The 14591-nt window shown below is 61.3% G+C and carries 16 protein-coding genes; 13 read left to right on the top strand and 3 right to left on the bottom strand.

The window, feature by feature from the left end; all coding sequences use genetic code 11:
* Positions 1 to 26: 26 nt before the first annotated feature.
* On the bottom strand, positions 27 to 1124 hold the full coding sequence (locus DK870_RS19630) for a carboxynorspermidine decarboxylase (protein ID WP_090371620.1): 1098 nt from the start codon (positions 1122 to 1124) through the stop codon (positions 27 to 29).
* Positions 1125 to 1389: 265 nt separating this feature from the next.
* Here DK870_RS19630 and DK870_RS19635 point away from each other — a divergent pair, with 265 nt between their 5' ends.
* The 10 genes from DK870_RS19635 to DK870_RS19680 all read left to right on the top strand — a co-directional run bounded on the left by DK870_RS19635 (position 1390) and on the right by DK870_RS19680 (position 10862).
* Positions 1390 to 2226, top strand: a complete 837-nt coding sequence (locus tag DK870_RS19635) for a LysR family transcriptional regulator (RefSeq protein ID WP_161549451.1) — start codon at positions 1390 to 1392, stop codon at positions 2224 to 2226.
* 318 nt (positions 2227 to 2544) lie between these two features.
* On the top strand, positions 2545 to 3564 hold the full coding sequence (locus DK870_RS19640; RefSeq protein ID WP_090371616.1) for a LacI family DNA-binding transcriptional regulator: 1020 nt from the start codon (positions 2545 to 2547) through the stop codon (positions 3562 to 3564).
* Positions 3548 to 4552 carry an ABC transporter substrate-binding protein gene (locus DK870_RS19645; protein ID WP_161549452.1) on the top strand — a complete coding sequence of 335 codons (1005 nt, stop codon included), beginning with the start codon at positions 3548 to 3550 and terminating at the stop codon, positions 4550 to 4552. Before DK870_RS19640 ends, DK870_RS19645 begins: the two co-directional genes overlap by 17 nt.
* Before the next feature lie 15 nt (positions 4553 to 4567).
* Positions 4568 to 5365, top strand: coding sequence for an iron ABC transporter permease (locus tag DK870_RS19650; protein WP_161549519.1), 798 nt, complete (start codon positions 4568 to 4570; stop codon positions 5363 to 5365).
* Positions 5362 to 6156 (top strand): ABC transporter permease, encoded by a 795-nt coding sequence (locus tag DK870_RS19655; RefSeq protein WP_161549453.1) that lies wholly within the window; start codon positions 5362 to 5364, stop codon positions 6154 to 6156. The genes DK870_RS19650 and DK870_RS19655 overlap by 4 nt, the downstream gene beginning before the upstream one ends.
* Positions 6153 to 7184, top strand: a complete 1032-nt coding sequence (locus tag DK870_RS19660; protein ID WP_161549454.1) for an ABC transporter ATP-binding protein — start codon at positions 6153 to 6155, stop codon at positions 7182 to 7184. Before DK870_RS19655 ends, DK870_RS19660 begins: the two co-directional genes overlap by 4 nt.
* A 9-nt stretch (positions 7185 to 7193) precedes the next feature.
* Entirely contained in the window at positions 7194 to 8027 is an 834-nt protein-coding gene (locus DK870_RS19665; protein WP_161549520.1) for a phosphodiesterase, read from the top strand.
* A gap of 137 nt (positions 8028 to 8164) precedes the next feature.
* The gene (locus tag DK870_RS19670; RefSeq protein WP_161549455.1) at positions 8165 to 9484 is read left to right on the top strand and encodes an OprD family porin; all 1320 of its coding nucleotides are present in this window, start codon (positions 8165 to 8167) and stop codon (positions 9482 to 9484) included.
* Between the two features lie 111 nt (positions 9485 to 9595).
* Positions 9596 to 10204, top strand: a complete 609-nt coding sequence (locus tag DK870_RS19675) for a LysE family translocator (protein WP_104993422.1) — start codon at positions 9596 to 9598, stop codon at positions 10202 to 10204.
* A gap of 109 nt (positions 10205 to 10313) precedes the next feature.
* Positions 10314 to 10862 carry a DUF924 family protein gene (locus DK870_RS19680; RefSeq protein WP_104993423.1) on the top strand — a complete coding sequence of 183 codons (549 nt, stop codon included), beginning with the start codon at positions 10314 to 10316 and terminating at the stop codon, positions 10860 to 10862.
* On the opposite strand, the gene DK870_RS19685 is transcribed toward DK870_RS19680, so the two are convergent.
* On the bottom strand, positions 10859 to 12298 hold the full coding sequence (locus DK870_RS19685) for a lipase family protein (RefSeq protein ID WP_161549456.1): 1440 nt from the start codon (positions 12296 to 12298) through the stop codon (positions 10859 to 10861). The two genes, DK870_RS19680 and DK870_RS19685, sit on opposite strands and share 4 nt — an antisense overlap.
* Positions 12299 to 12471: 173 nt before the next feature.
* Here DK870_RS19685 and yfcF point away from each other — a divergent pair, with 173 nt between their 5' ends.
* Positions 12472 to 13098, top strand: coding sequence for a glutathione transferase (yfcF, locus tag DK870_RS19690; protein WP_161549457.1), 627 nt, complete (start codon positions 12472 to 12474; stop codon positions 13096 to 13098).
* Here yfcF and DK870_RS19695 read toward each other — a convergent pair.
* On the bottom strand, positions 13073 to 13348 hold the full coding sequence (locus DK870_RS19695; protein ID WP_060757189.1) for a hypothetical protein: 276 nt from the start codon (positions 13346 to 13348) through the stop codon (positions 13073 to 13075). The genes yfcF and DK870_RS19695 overlap by 26 nt on opposite strands.
* A gap of 144 nt (positions 13349 to 13492) precedes the next feature.
* On the opposite strand from DK870_RS19695, the gene DK870_RS19700 reads away from it, so the two are divergent.
* On the top strand, positions 13493 to 14137 hold the full coding sequence (locus DK870_RS19700) for a hypothetical protein (protein WP_060757188.1): 645 nt from the start codon (positions 13493 to 13495) through the stop codon (positions 14135 to 14137).
* 34 nt (positions 14138 to 14171) lie between these two features.
* On the top strand, positions 14172 to 14513 hold the full coding sequence (locus DK870_RS19705; RefSeq protein ID WP_090371598.1) for a hypothetical protein: 342 nt from the start codon (positions 14172 to 14174) through the stop codon (positions 14511 to 14513).
* Positions 14514 to 14591: the final 78 nt, after the last annotated feature.

Below are 14591 nucleotides of genomic sequence, written 5' to 3' on the forward strand. Positions count from 1 at the left end.
GCTTTATCTCTCCTTTATCCGCCAGCTTACGAAAGGCTGGACAGGTAGTCGTCGTAACCAAATTCACGAACCACTTCGACGGTACCGTCGAGTTGTTTCACTACGATGGACGGCATTTTCAGGCCGTTGAACCAGTTTTTCTTGACCATGGTGTAGCCTGCGGTGTCGATGAACGACAGCCGATCGCCGATGGCCAGCGGACGATCAAATTGATACTCGCCGAAGATGTCACCGGCCAGGCAGGATTTGCCGCACACCATGTAGGTATGGTCACCCTCGCTCGGCGCCAGCTTGGCGTTGAGGCGGTAGATCAGCAGGTCCAGCAGGTGGGCTTCGATGGAGCTGTCTACCACGGCGAGGTGCTTGCCGTTGTAGAGGGTGTCGAGCACGGTCACTTCCAGGGAGGCGCTGTTGGTGATCGCCGCTTCGCCGGGTTCCAGGTACACCTGCACGCCGTATTTTTCGGAGAAGGCTTTCAAGCGCGCGCAGAATGCGTCCAGCGCATAGCCTTCACCGGTAAAGTGGATGCCGCCGCCGAGGCTGACCCACTGGACCTTGTGCAGCAGCTCACCGAAGCGTTCTTCGATGGTGCCCAGCATCTTGTCGAACAGGCTGAAGTCGCCGTTCTCGCAGTTGTTGTGGAACATGAAGCCGCTGATCTGCTCGATCACGCCTTCGATCTTCACCGGGTCCCACTCGCCGAGGCGGCTGAACGGACGCGCCGGGTCGGCCAGCAGGTAGTCGGAGCTGCTCACTTGCGGGTTGACGCGCAGGCCGCGGGTCTTGCCTTCGCTGCGCTCGGCAAAACGCTGCAGTTGGCTGATGGAGTTGAAGATGATCTTGTCGCAGTTATCCAGCATCTCTTCGATTTCATCGTCGGCCCAGGCCACGCTGTAGGCGTGCGCCTCGCCTTCGAACTTCTGGCGACCGAGCTTCAACTCATACAGCGACGACGAGGTGGTGCCGTCCATGTATTGCTGCATCAGGTCGAATACCGACCAGGTGGCGAAGCACTTGAGGGCCAGCAACGCCTTGGCGCCGGACTGCTCGCGCACGTAAGCAATCTTCTGCATGTTGACCAGAAGTTTCTGTTTATCGATGAGGTAGTACGGCGTTTTGATCATTTTTGAGAGCCTGCGGCGGTGCCTGCCAAAAAAGGACACGCATTGTGCCCGCACTTGAATCAGATCGAAAGGTTAGCGAGCGGAATTCACCGCGCGTGTTTGCAAGTTACGCAGCTTGTGTGACTTTCTATCGCTATGATGGTCCGCCTGGGCACGTGGTCCTGGAGTTGTCGACGGGAGGTCAAAACCGAAGGGCTCAACCCAAGCTCCCCGGCGTGCTAACGTCTGCTCCTCTGAATCAGCCTGCGCCCACGTCTTTATGAAAATGCCCGACATAGAAGCTATCCAGGCGTTTGTCCTGGTTGCCGAACTCCAGAGCTTTACCCGTGCCGCCGATGTGATTGGCGGCACCCAGGCGGCCATCAGCCTGAAGATCAAGCGCCTGGAAGAAACCCTCGGCCATAAGTTGCTGGAGCGCACGCCGCGCAAGGTTACGTTGTCTGCCCATGGCCAGATGTTTGTGGCCAATGCCCGGCAATTGCTCGATCACTACCAGAACACATTGAAGTGCTTTGGGCGGCAGAAGCGCACCTTGCGCGTGGGGGTCAGCCATCACATCGTGGGCGCCGACCTCAATGTCTGGTTGCGCCGCCTGGCCAGCGTCGATCCTGAGGTGGTGGTTGCATTCAGCCTGGGCACCTCGCGTGACATGCTGGTGAACTATGAGCAGGGCAAATTGGATGTGGCAATGATCCTGCGCCATGACAATCGGCGCCAGGACGGAGAAGTGGTGGGGGTCGAGCATTTCGGTTGGATGGCCGCCGAAGGCTTCACGCTGCGCCGGGGTGATGCGTTGCCATTGGCTATCCAGCCCGAGCCCTGCGGGATGCGCAGTATGGCCCTGAGCGCGCTGCAACTGTGCAACCGCGCCTGGGAGGAGGCATTCGTCGGCAGCGGAATTCTTGCCATCGGTGCTGCGGTAGTCGCTGGCATCGGGGTAGGGGTGATGGTGGAGCGCATGGCGCCGAAGGGATGCGTGGATGCGCAGCAGCGGTTTGATCTGCCACCGCTGCCCGCACGTGAGGTGGTGCTGTATACCGCACAGCGCGATGCTCAGGCGCAGGCGCTGATCCAGGCGTTGAGTGCCGACATTCCGGCTTAAAGCCACAGGCGCCCGAGCGAGGCGATCAGCCAGGTAAGGCTGCCGATGCCAAGCAGGGTGGCAGCGAGTGCGGCGAAGTGGGCCAGTAGCATGCTCATCGGTGACATCACGTATTTCCTTACGGGGGAGGAAGTACGAGTATGAAAATCGCCGAGTAGCTGAAACAGCCGCGTCGCGCTATTTCAATGATAAGTAAAACGATGGGTTGCAGGGCGCGCTGCACCCCCATCGCCATAAAAGCTTCATCTTCCTGGCACCGTCCTGCCACATTGCGCCGCTACTGTCCTCGCCAATGAGATCGATCTCAAGCGAGCGACAATGACTGACCTGAAAGACGTAGCAAGGCTGGCTGGCGTATCACGCGCCACCGCCGCGCGCACTTTTGCTTCCCCCGACCAGGTGCGACCAGCCACCCGTGAACAGGTGTTCGCCGCGGCCCGTGAGCTGGGGTTCCGTCCCAATCTGCTGGGCCGCCAACTGCGCCTGCAAACCACCCGGTTGATCGGCGTGGTGGTGCCCAACTTGCTCAACCCGGTGTTCGCCGAACAGTTCCAGGCCATGGAGCGTGCGGCACGGCTGCGCGGTTACAGCCTGCTGTTGGCGACCACCGACTACAGCAGCGAGCGCGAAAGCAGTGTGGTGGAAGAGCTGCTGCGCCAACGGGTCGACGGCTTGGTGCTGACCGTCACCGATGCCGAAAGCAATGCGGTGCTCAGTAGCCTGAATACCGAGAAAACCCCGTTTGTGCTGGCGTATCACCAACCGGGCAATCCCGATTACAGCGCTGTGTCGGTGGACAACCGCGCGGGCATGGCGCTGGCCACCCGCTATTTACTCGAGGCGGGCCACCGACGCATCAGCATGGTCGCCGGTCCCGCGTTGCAGTCTGACCGTGCGCGCTTGCGTTACGCCGGTTATTGCGACGCGATGCAGGAATACGGCCTGCGCATCCGTCCGGTCATCGAAATGCCCGCCCACACCCAGGCCGAATACGCGGTGATCGCGCCATTTCTGCAAGGCGCGCAGGCGCCCAGCGCACTGGTGTGTTCCAACGACTTCCTGGCCATCAGCCTGATCGCCGAGCTGCGCCGCAACGCCTGGAACGTGCCCGAACAGTTGTCGGTGATGGGCTTTGACGGGATTGCCCTCGGTACCCAGATGCACCCGACCCTGTGCAGCGTGGTGCAGCCCATTGCGCTGTTGGCCAGCACCGTGATTGACCAATTGTTGGCGCAGATCGCAGGTCTTGCCCCGACGTCCCATTGCCTGCCTTGCCATATCCGGCCGGGCGAAAGTACTCAACCCCATCAGGAGACTCCTAATGCGCACACTGCGTAAAACCCTGGCCGCCGTGCTGCTGTTCGGCACCGCCAGCCTGGCCCAGGCCGCCGAGACCGCGATTTGCTACAACTGCCCGCCGGACTGGGCCGATTGGGGCACGCAGCTGCAGGCCATCGCCAACAGCACGGGTGTGCACGTGCCGCTGGACAACAAAAATTCCGGGCAGTCGCTGGCGCAACTGGTGGCTGAAAAAGCCGCACCGGTAGCGGACGTCGTCTACTACGGCGTGACGTTCGGCCTGCAGGCGCAAAAAGCTGCAGTGGTCGACGCCTACAAACCCAAGGCCTGGGAACAAATCCCGGCCGGTCTGAAGGACCCGGCCGGTCACTGGTTCGCGATCCACTCCGGCACCTTGGGCATCATGGTCAATGTTGATGCACTCGGTGGCCTGCCGGTCCCGCAAAGCTGGGCCGACCTGCTCAAGCCGCAATACAAAGGCATGGTCGGTTACCTTGACCCGTCCAGCGCTTTCGTCGGCTACGTGTCGGCGGTCGCGATCAACCGCGCCATGGGCGGCGACCTGGACAACTTCGCCCCGGCCATCGACTACTTCCAGAAACTGGCGAAAAACGCCCCCATCGTGCCCAAGCAAACTGCGTACGCACGGGTGCTATCCGGCGAGCTACCGATCCTGGTGGACTACGACTTCAACGCCTACCGCGCGCGCTACAAGGACAAGGCCAATGTCGCCTTCGTGATCCCCCAGGAAGGCAGCATCAGCGTGCCGTATGTCATGAGCCTGGTCGCCAACGCGCCGCACCGTGCCAATGCCGAGAAGGTCCTCGATTTCGTGCTGTCGGACCAAGGCCAGGCACTCTGGGCCAAGGCTTACCTGCGCCCGGTACGCGCGATGAAAATGCCCGCCGATGTTGCCGCGCAGTTCCTGCCCGACAGCGACTACGCCCGTGCCGGGGTGGTGGACTACGCAAAAATGGCCGCCGTGCAGGAAGCTTTTGCCGCCCGTTATTTGAACGAGGTCAAGTAAGTGGCAGCAAAACGCATGATCTGGCCGCTCGCGCCGGCCCTCGCGCTACTGCTCGCGTTCTGGTTATTACCGCTGGCGCACCTGATGCTGCTCGGCGCCGAGAGCCGTGACGGCCAGGGCAGTGGTTACTGGCAGGTGCTCAGCAGCGCGCAGTATCTGGGCAGCCTCGGGCAAACCCTGGTCCTGGCCGTGGTGGTGACAGCGGTCGCGCTGGTGATCGGTGGCATCAGCGGCGTATTCCTCGCTCGCCAGCAATTCTTCGGGCGTTCGGCGCTGGTCGCGTTGCTCACCTTTCCGTTGGCGTTTCCCGGCGTGGTCGTGGGGTTCCTGGTGATCCTGTTGGCCGGGCGCCAAGGACTGTTCGCCGCACTGGGCCTGCAACTGGCCGGTGAGCGTTGGATCTTTGCCTACTCGCTGGCGGGGCTGTTCGTGGGTTACCTGTACTTCTCGATCCCACGGGTGATCCTCACGGTGATGGCGGCGTGCGAGAGCCTCGACCGCAGCCTGGAAGAAGCGGCCCACTCGCTGGGCGCCGGGCACTGGCGCGTGGTGTGCGATGTGATCGTGCCGGGCCTGGCGCCCGCGTTGGCGTCCTGCGGGGCGATCTGTTTTGCCACGTCCATGGGGGCCTTCGGTACGGCCTTTACCTTGGGCACACGACTGAATGTCACCCCGGTGGCGATCTACAACGTATTCACCAACTACGCCAACTTTGCCGTCGCCGCTGCGCTGTCGGTGGTGCTCGGCGCGGTGACCTGGGCGGTGTTGTTGCTCACGCGACGCCTGGTGAAGAACTCGGGGACTGTGCTGTGAAGCGTTCATCTCTGTTTGTCATTCAATTGCTGTTCACCCTGCTGGTATGCGCCTTCATGTTGGTGCCGGTGCTGATGTCGTTGCTGGCTGGGCTGACGCGCAACTTCTTCGTGGGTTTGTCCAGCGGCTTGACCTTCGATTGGTTGCTCCAGGTGTGGCAGGCCTATTCGCCCACGGTGTGGTTATCGCTGCAACTGGCCCTGGCCTGCGCGGTCGTTGTCTGCGTGATTGGCGTACCTGCGGCCTATGCCTTGGTACGCATGAACAACCGCTTCAGCCGCGCCTTCGAAGAGTTGATGGTGCTGCCGGTGGCGATGCCGGGGTTGGCCAGTGCGTTGGCGTTGCTGCTGACCTACGGCCAGTTCGGCAGCTTTCGCAGCAGTTGGTTGTTCATCCTGGTCGGCCACGTGCTGTTCACCTTGCCGTTCCTGGTCCGCCCGGTGATGGCGGTGATGCAGCGCCAGCAACTGCCGGTGCTGGAGGAAGCCGCCGCAAGCCTTGGCGCGGGGCCGCTCAAGCGTTTCTTCAGCGTGGTGGTGCCCAATTGCCGGGCAGGGATCCTCGCGGGTGTGCTGATGGTGGTCACCCTGTCCCTGGGTGAGTTCAACCTGACCTGGATGCTCCACACACCGATGACCAAGACCTTGCCCGTTGGCCTGGCCGACAGCTACGCCTCGGCGCGTCTGGAAATAGCCAGTGCCTACACCCTTATCTTTTTGCTGATGATCGTGCCGCTGTTGATTGCGTTGCAGGCCATCAGTGCTCGTTTGTCCCGTGGAGAGCGTCGATGACCGCTATCACCCTTGATCTGAAAGGCTGTCGCAAGGCGTTCGCCGACGGCACCGTGGCCGTGCATGACTTGAACCTGACCGTCGAAGGCGGTGAAACCCTGGCGATTCTCGGGCCTTCCGGATGCGGCAAAACCACCACGCTGCGCCTGATCGCGGGGCTTGAGCGCCCGGATGTGGGCCAGGTGTTTTTCGGCGATCAGGATGTTACCCGCCTGCCCATCGAGCGGCGCGACGTGGGTATGGTGTTCCAGAACTATGCGTTGTTTCCCAACCTGGATGTGGCCGGGAACATTGTCTATGGCCTGAAGATTCGCGGCCTGTCGGCGCCCGAGCGCAATAAGCGCTGTGAAGAGTTGCTGGAACTGGTGGGCTTGCAGCACCACGGCAAACGCAGCATCCATGAACTCTCCGGCGGCCAGCGTCAGCGGGTGGCACTGGCTCGTGCCTTGGCGCCACGCCCGAAGGTGTTGCTGCTGGATGAGCCGTTGGCAGCCCTTGACGCGCAATTGCGTGAACGCCTGCGCAGTGAGCTGAATGAACTGCTGCGTGGCCTCGGTATCACCAGCGTGTTTGTCACCCACGACCAGGGCGAAGCCATGGCCCTGGGCGACCGCATCCTGGTGATGGAACACGGCCGTGTCGCCCAGCTGGCCAGCCCCCGCGACATCTACCAGAAGCCGGCCAACGCCTTCGTCGCCGGGTTTGTCGGCAACCTCAATGCCTTCTCGGTGCTCGGGCAAACGCCGCACGGCCTGAAAGTGTGTGGCGGTGAACTGCCGTGGCAGGCGCCCGACCAGCCCGGCACGGTGTATTGCCGCCCCGAACACTTGCGGGTGATGGAAGGCGAAGGGCACTTGCACGGCCACTTGGTGGCGCAGTTTTTCCAGGGTGCGCAAAGCCGCCTGATCGTCGAAGTGGGCGGCCCGCAACCGCTGCTGGTCGACAGCCAGGATAACCAGTTGCATGCCGTTGGCGCGCCGATTGCCCTGGCGATCGCGCCGCACATGTTGTTCACCCTGAATGCTTGAGAATTTATGTTGAATCGTCCGTTTCTAGTCGCGCAGATCAGTGACCTGCACCTCAAAGCCGGTCAGCGCCTCACCTATGGCGTAGTCGATACCCTGGGCGCGCTGCGCCGTGCCGTCGACCATTTGAACGCCAGCCACCCACGGCCCGACATCGTGGTGGTCAGCGGCGACCTGGTGGACTTTGGTCGCGCCGATGAATACGCCGTGTTGCGCCCCGAACTCGCACGCCTGCTCATGCCGTGCTACCTGGTGCCCGGCAATCATGACAGTCGTGGGCCGCTGTTGGACGCGTTCCCCGAGCATGCCTACTTGCCGGCGTCGGCGCAGGGGCCGTTGGATTGGGTGGTGGATGAGCATCCGCTGCGTTTGATCGGCCTTGACTCCACGATTCCTGGTGGCCATGGCGGCCAGTTACTGGGTAGCCAGTTGCAATGGCTCGACGAGCAATTGTCGTTACGCCCGCACGCGCCGACTTTGCTGATCTTGCACCACCCGCCGTTTATCAGCGGCATCGGCCATATGGACCGTGAACCCTTCATCAATGCGGCTGCCCTGGAGCAACTCGTCTCGCGCCATCCGCAAGTCGAGCGCCTGTTGTGCGGGCATTTGCACCGTCCCATGCAACGGCGTTTCGGTGGCAGCCTCAGTTGTGTATGCCCCGGCACGTCCCATCAGATCGTGCTGGATTTGCAAGACGCCGCGCCCGCGCATTTCAACCTCGAGCCGGCGGGTTATCTGTTGCATCGCTGGGATGCGCAACACGGCTTGATCAGCCACAACGGCGTGTTCGGGGAATACCCGGGACCGTATCCGTTTTATGACGCCCATGGATTGATTGACTGAGGTCTTACGGAGGTTCACTCGCTCAACTAAGTCTCTGACCGTTCGTTAGCGCACCGGCCCATTCAAGTGCGGTCGCGTGCATCCTGCTGCTTATTTTTTGCGCCCGGAACCTGGATTCCGCGCCGGAGTTCGTCCTGATGAAAGCTACTTTGAATGTATTAAGCGTATTGACCGGCGGCCTCGGCCTGGCCCTGAGCCCCTTGGCCTCGGCTGATTTCCTGGGGGACAGCAAAGCCAACCTGGGCCTGCGCAACTTCTACTTCAACAACGATAACCGTGACGGCGCCGCCGCACCGTCGAAGACCGAAGAGTGGGGCCAGGCGTTTATCCTCAACTATCAATCGGGCTTTACCGACGGCACCGTCGGCTTTGGCCTGGATGCGGTCGGCATGCTCGGTGTGACCCTCGACAGTGGCGCCGGGCGCCACGTCGGCAGCTCGATGATCCCCAGCGATGACGGCAAGGCCACCGACAACTGGGCGCGTGGCGGTGCGACGGCCAAGGCGCGTTTTGCCAAGACCGAAGCGCGTTACGGCTACCTGCGCCCAAACCTGCCGATCCTGGTCAGTAACGATGGCCGCCTGTTGCCGCAGTCCTTCGAGGGCGGGCAAATCACCAGCAAGGACATCGACAACCTGACCCTCATCGGCGGCCAACTGCAACACACCACCGGCCGTGGCTCCAGCGACAGCAGCGGCCTGGCGGCGGCGGGCGGTACCCGGGAAAGCAATAAATTCAACTACGCCGGTGCCGACTACCAAGTGAACAAGGACCTGATGGTCCAGTATTACTACGCCAACCTCGAAGACTATTACCAACAGCACTTCGCGGGCTTGATCCATGTGTTGCCGCTGGGTGACTACGGCTCGCTGAAGACGGATCTGCGCTATTTCAAGACCACCTCCGACGGCAAGAACAGCAGCGCCGCCGGCCGTGCCGAGGGCTACAAGTTCGGCGGCTATACCAAAAACGGCAGCGGTGAAATCGACAACAACACCTGGAGTGCGGCGTTCATCTATTCTCTGGGCCCACACGCGATTACTGCCGGTTACCAGCAGGTGTCAGACGACAGCAACTTCGCCCAACTCAACCAGGGTGGCCTGGTGAACAAAGGCGAGGGCGGTTCCAGTCTGTACCTCTACACCGACCGCACCGTGCAGACCTTCATCCAGGCGGGCGAGCGCACCGCGTTTGCGCAATACGCCTATGACTTTGCCGCCTTGGGTGTACCGGGCTTGAAGGCTTCGGTGATGTACTTGAAGGGTGACCATATCCAGACCGCCAGCGGCCAGGATGCCAGCGAATGGGAACGTGATATTTCCCTGGATTATGTGGTGCAGAGCGGCACCTTCAAGAACGTCGGGTTCGGCTGGCGTAACGGTATGTCACGCAGTGAAGTGGCCAGGGACCAGGATCAGAATCGCTTGTTCGTGAGCTATTCGATTCCCCTGCTGTAAACCCATTGTAGTGAGCGGGCTTGCCCGCTCACTACAACGACCACAAACGTACAAGAGTGTTGCCAATCGCCCTCAGTAGACTCAAGGCATTCTTTTTACTGCAGGTTCCCCATGGATATCTTCCTCTACGCCTTCAGCGTCATGTACAGCCCTGGCCCGGTGAATTTCATGGGCCTCAACGCCGGGCTCACCGGTCAGTTTCGTCGCTCTACCGGGTTCTTCGCCGGCGTGGGGTGCGCGATGTTGGTGTTGTTCGTGCTGTTTGGCTATACCGGCGAAGCGATCATTTCCCACGCGGCATTGCCGTACATTTCCCTGGTGGGCGGGGTGTACACCTTGTACCTCGCCTATCAGGTGTTCACCGCCCGTACGGTAGTGGAAGAAGACACTTCAACGGCACCGGCCAAAACCCTCACGTTCTGGAATGGCCTGGTGATCCAGCTGCTCAACCCCAAGGGCATCATGGCGGTGTTGCCGATCACCAGCGTGATGTTGCCGGCGGCGCATATCACCGGGCTGGCCATTGCCAGTGTTTCTGCCGCGTTGGCCTTCGCAGCGTTCGGCGCGCCGTGGATGTATGCGTTGCTCGGGGCTTTGTTGGGGCGGCGGATCAATGGCGCGTCGGCGTTCACGTTGTTCAATCGCTGCATGGGTGTGGCCCTGGCGGTCTGTGCCTATTTTATGTTTCTCGCGTTTTACAGGCATCTGAGTGCAACGTGAGGAGAACTTGTGTTTGTCTCAAATAGTATGAGTTTGTCTCACTATCGCGCCGCTCCTTTGCTGTTAGGGTCAAGCGATGAAATCCGTGGTTTGACCCAGGGGGAGAGTGATGAGCTTACCTGCACAACCGGCCGAGGCGGTCGTTGAATTTTGGAAACGGGCCGGACCCAAGCGTTGGTTCGCCAAGGACGCTGCGTTTGACGCGGCCTTTCGCGACACCTTCTACGAAACCCATATGCAGGCCGCCCGTCGCGAACTGGAAGACTGGCTGGCGTCGGCAGAGGGCGCGTTGGCCTTGCTGATTCTGCTGGATCAATACCCACGCAATGCCTTTCGCGGCACCGCGCATATGTTCGCCACCGACCCCCTGGCGCGGCTGTATGCCCGGCGCATGGTGGACGCGGGGCTGGATACCCTGATCGAACCTGAGCTACGTGCGTTCTGTTATTTGCCGTTCGAGCATTCCGAAGACCCGGCGGATCAGCAGCGCTCGCTGGCGTTGAATCAGCAACTGGATGCTCGCACCTTTCATTGGGCCAAGGAGCACGCGAACATCATCGAACGGTTCGGGCGTTTTCCCCATCGCAACGCGCTACTGGCAAGGGCTACCACCGAACCAGAGCAGGCGTTCCTCAAGGCGGGTGGTTTTGCGGGTTAGGCCTCGGTAGGTGTCGCTGTGTTCTTGGGCTCGGTCGAGCGAAATCGCCGCAGACCCTTGAGGTCGATCGCCCAGCGCAGGGCCTCGGTGGCCGAAGGACGGGGGCCTTGGCTGATCGCGTGTTCATCCTGGGTCAATGCGCCGAGGTAGCCCTGGGCGCCGCTGCGCTCGCTCCAATAGTGGGTGTGGCTGAGCCAGGAGCGTGCGAGCCAGCCTTTGCAGCGACCCACAGTGACCGGCAAATCCAGCACGCCATTGCCCATCACCGGCTTGACCGGGCCGCCGACGATGTCGCCAAACAGGCCGTAAGGTGCGGGGAAGTAGAGGTTGGTCCAGCGCGTCACCGCAAATGCGGCGGCATGGTGCAGGTAGAGCGGGGTGAAAGCCTGCCCACCGAGCATGACCGGTTGGCGGGCGCTGTAGCCGTAGCCTTGGTCATCCTTGGTGGGCGGGCAGGCTGGGGCTTCACGACGCTCCATGCGTTGCTGGAAGTCGCTGACGCTGCGGCCCAGCAACAGGCTGGCATGCGCCATCGGGCTGCCCACGGTGACCAGGTCGGTGATACGCCAGGGGTTGCCCAGGTTGCGTTGTTCGATAAAGGCCGCGGCCTGTTGTTCGCGAAATCTCAGGGTGCTGCCCAGGCCGCCATCAAGGGCCGCGCCGGCGTCGGGCAGCGCTTGCTTGAGCACCGGTTGCAGCGGTTCGTGGTTGGCGTAGCGTCTGGCCAATTCGTGATTGCTGGGGATGACCTTGTTCAGCTGATCGTGATATTCGTGCCACAGGTAACCGACGATGTCGTAGGCAATCACGCTGCCCAGGCTGTGGCCGACCACGATGATCCGGTCGTAGTCACCCTGGTTATGCAGGGCGCGCAACAGCGCTACGCCATCGGCGCGGATCTGTTCGCGCACCACGACATTCTGCGGGTTGGGGCTCAGGTATCGCGCCGCATCACCCAGGTAGGACAGGGCGGAATAGCGTAATCCGAGGCCGATGGCGCCCAGTAGCAACGGCACCAGCGCGAAGGGGTTGTCGGTGTGATCGAAGCGGCCCCAGGTCGTGGCCAGGGTGCCGCTGGCGATCAGCAGCAAAAGTACTAGTAGTGTCCAGCGCGTGGTGCGCCAGATCGGCACGATCGCGTCGGGAATATCCCGGCGCGGGCGCTTGAAGAGGTCCCACAACCAGCTCAGCAGGTGGCCAAGCTTGGTGCCCTGCATCTTGTGGGCCCAATAATATTCGTAGAAGTCGGTGGACGTGCGGCCTGGCGACTTCAATACGCGCAGGTCGAAATTGCGCGACAACCGATCCGGCTTGCTCCAGTAGAAGGGTTTTGCGTCGGGCGTGTTCGCCGGGATCATGGCGTCCACAAAGCCATGCAGGGTGTCCATCGGGCGCTGTTCGCCGATGCCGTGGATGACCACAACCGCTTGTTTCATGTGCTATTCATTCCTTGAAGGCCACGAAGGGGGAGCAATGTCGAGAAATCGCGAATAGCCATAATATTGCCACTACCCGTGCTATTCCTGCCAGGAATGCCCCCATAAAAAACCTGCATTTTCTTTACCAACGCATATCTCGTAGCGTGGCATTTCACCCAAGGAGACTCGCCATGCAGCCGTTACGCCTCTACGTTGACGCTCAATTCACCAGCCCCTATGCGATGTCGGTATTCGTCAGCCTGCACGAGAAGGGGTTGGCGTTCGACACCCGTACCCTGGACCTGGACGCCGCACAACAGCAGGCGAAGGACTACACCGAGCTGTCGGTGACGCAGCGCGTGCCGACGTTGCTGGACGGTGACTTTGCTCTGTCGGAGTCCTCGGCGATCACTGAATACCTCGAACAGGTCTACCCCGGGACGCCGGTGTACCCGGCTGACCCCAGGCAGCGGGCGAGGGCGCGGCAAGTCCAGGCGTGGTTGCGCAGTGACTTGCTGCCGATTCGTCAGGAACGCTCGACGCTGGTGGTGTTTTACGGCGCGAAAATGCCGCCCCTGTCGCCCGTGGCGCAAGCCGCTGCGCACAAGTTGCTCAGTGCGGCGCAGACGTTGTTGGCGGGCAACGCGGCGTATTTGTCCGGCGAGTGGTCGATTGCCGATGTGGACCTGGCGGTGATGCTCAACCGGCTGATCCTCAATGGTGACGAGGTGCCGGCCGAGCTGGTGGCGTATGCCGAGCGTCAGTGGCAGCGCCCGTCAGTGCAGGCCTGGGTCAACCTGCAACGCCCGGCGCTGTAAGCGGCGACAGCCATTCGTGGGCGACACGCCGGTCGAGGTCTTCCCAATCAGCCATGCCCAGCACGCGGGTGGTGTTCAAGCCACGCAGGTAACCGCGCAGTTGCTGGGCGCTGGCGTAGCGCTCGTCGGCGTCGGCCGTTTCGTCCTGCAGCACGGCTTCATAATCGACCAGGTAATCGGCGACCCGCTCGCGAAACTCCGGCAGTACGGCTTCGCGAATGCGGTCGAAGGTTTTCTGGTGCGGCTTCATGGCGTGGTCCTTATAAGTTTTATTGAAAGCGGGCGGTGTAACACTATCGGTTCAAATGATAGTCACCATCAAGGATCGCAAGTTCTGTTTTTGCTGGAAAAGGGGAGAATTGCACCATCGAGACGCTGCTCAAGGAAATGCGCGATGAGGACGATAATCCAACTGGGTTTGATGATGTTGATGCTGGGTTCGGTGGTCATGACCACCCCGGTTAGTGCCGATGAACTGCGTACGGGCCATTTGCTGCCACTCGTGGGTAGCGTAGACTCCCTGGCGCACGCGCAGTCGGTGGGGGTGTTGTACAGCGAAAACACCCGCGACAACCTCCGCTACCTTGAGCGCTACCACGCCATGGCCATGAACGGCGCCAAGGATGCCCTTGACGGACGTATCCGCGAGGCATTCGTCAACAGCTCCGATCCGGAGTTGGCCATCGATTGGCTATTGGGTTCGCTGCAGGGCACTTTTTTGTCCGTCACGGTCTATAGCAGCCTGGATGAGCTGGTGCAGGCGCACCCGGACGTAGTGGTGATGCTCGATACCCATAACCAACTGCTGACCCCGCGCAACGACTGGGTGGAAGCAAGCTTTACCGCACGGTTCTATGACGCGGACTTGCAATACATCGCCAAGGCCGAAGGTTCGGTGCACAAGCAGGTGTCATCGGTGTGGGTGCATGACAAGGCGGCGCCCGAGATCGCCGCGCAGATCGAGCAGCAGCGCGATGTGCAGCAAGATGCCTTGAGGCAGTTTGATGTGTCGCTCAAGGCGTTGGTCCGAGCGGGTTGATGTGAACTTTTTTCAGTTATTTTCAGGAATTTCTATGCGCTCTTTTTTCGCCCCGGCCCTGGCCTTTGCTTCTTTGGGACTGACCGGTTGTGTTTCCGCACCCAATGCTCCGACCTTGACCCTGCAAACCAGCAAGACGCCTGAAGGTTATGTGCAGTGCGTATTGCCCACGCTTGAAAAGCACGGCATCACCTCCACCGTGACGCAGAACTCGCGCCACGCCAAGGTGCTGCTGACCAGCAAGTTCGCTGCTGATGATGTGCTGGAAGCCTACAAGTCCCAGGACGGCACCAAAGTGTTCCTGTATGAGCGCAAGCCGCTGGCATCGGCGATCACGCCCTCCCGGCTGGAACAGGCAGCCAAAGACTGCCAGTAACCTGTAGTGAGCGGGCTTGCCCCGCGCTGGGTGGCGAAGCCGCCCTAAACCCTGCCGCTGCGGTGTTTCAGAAAGACC

Source organism: Pseudomonas sp. Q1 (assembly GCF_009935975.1).
GTDB classification, from domain to species: Bacteria; Pseudomonadota; Gammaproteobacteria; order Pseudomonadales; family Pseudomonadaceae; genus Aquipseudomonas; species Aquipseudomonas palleroniana.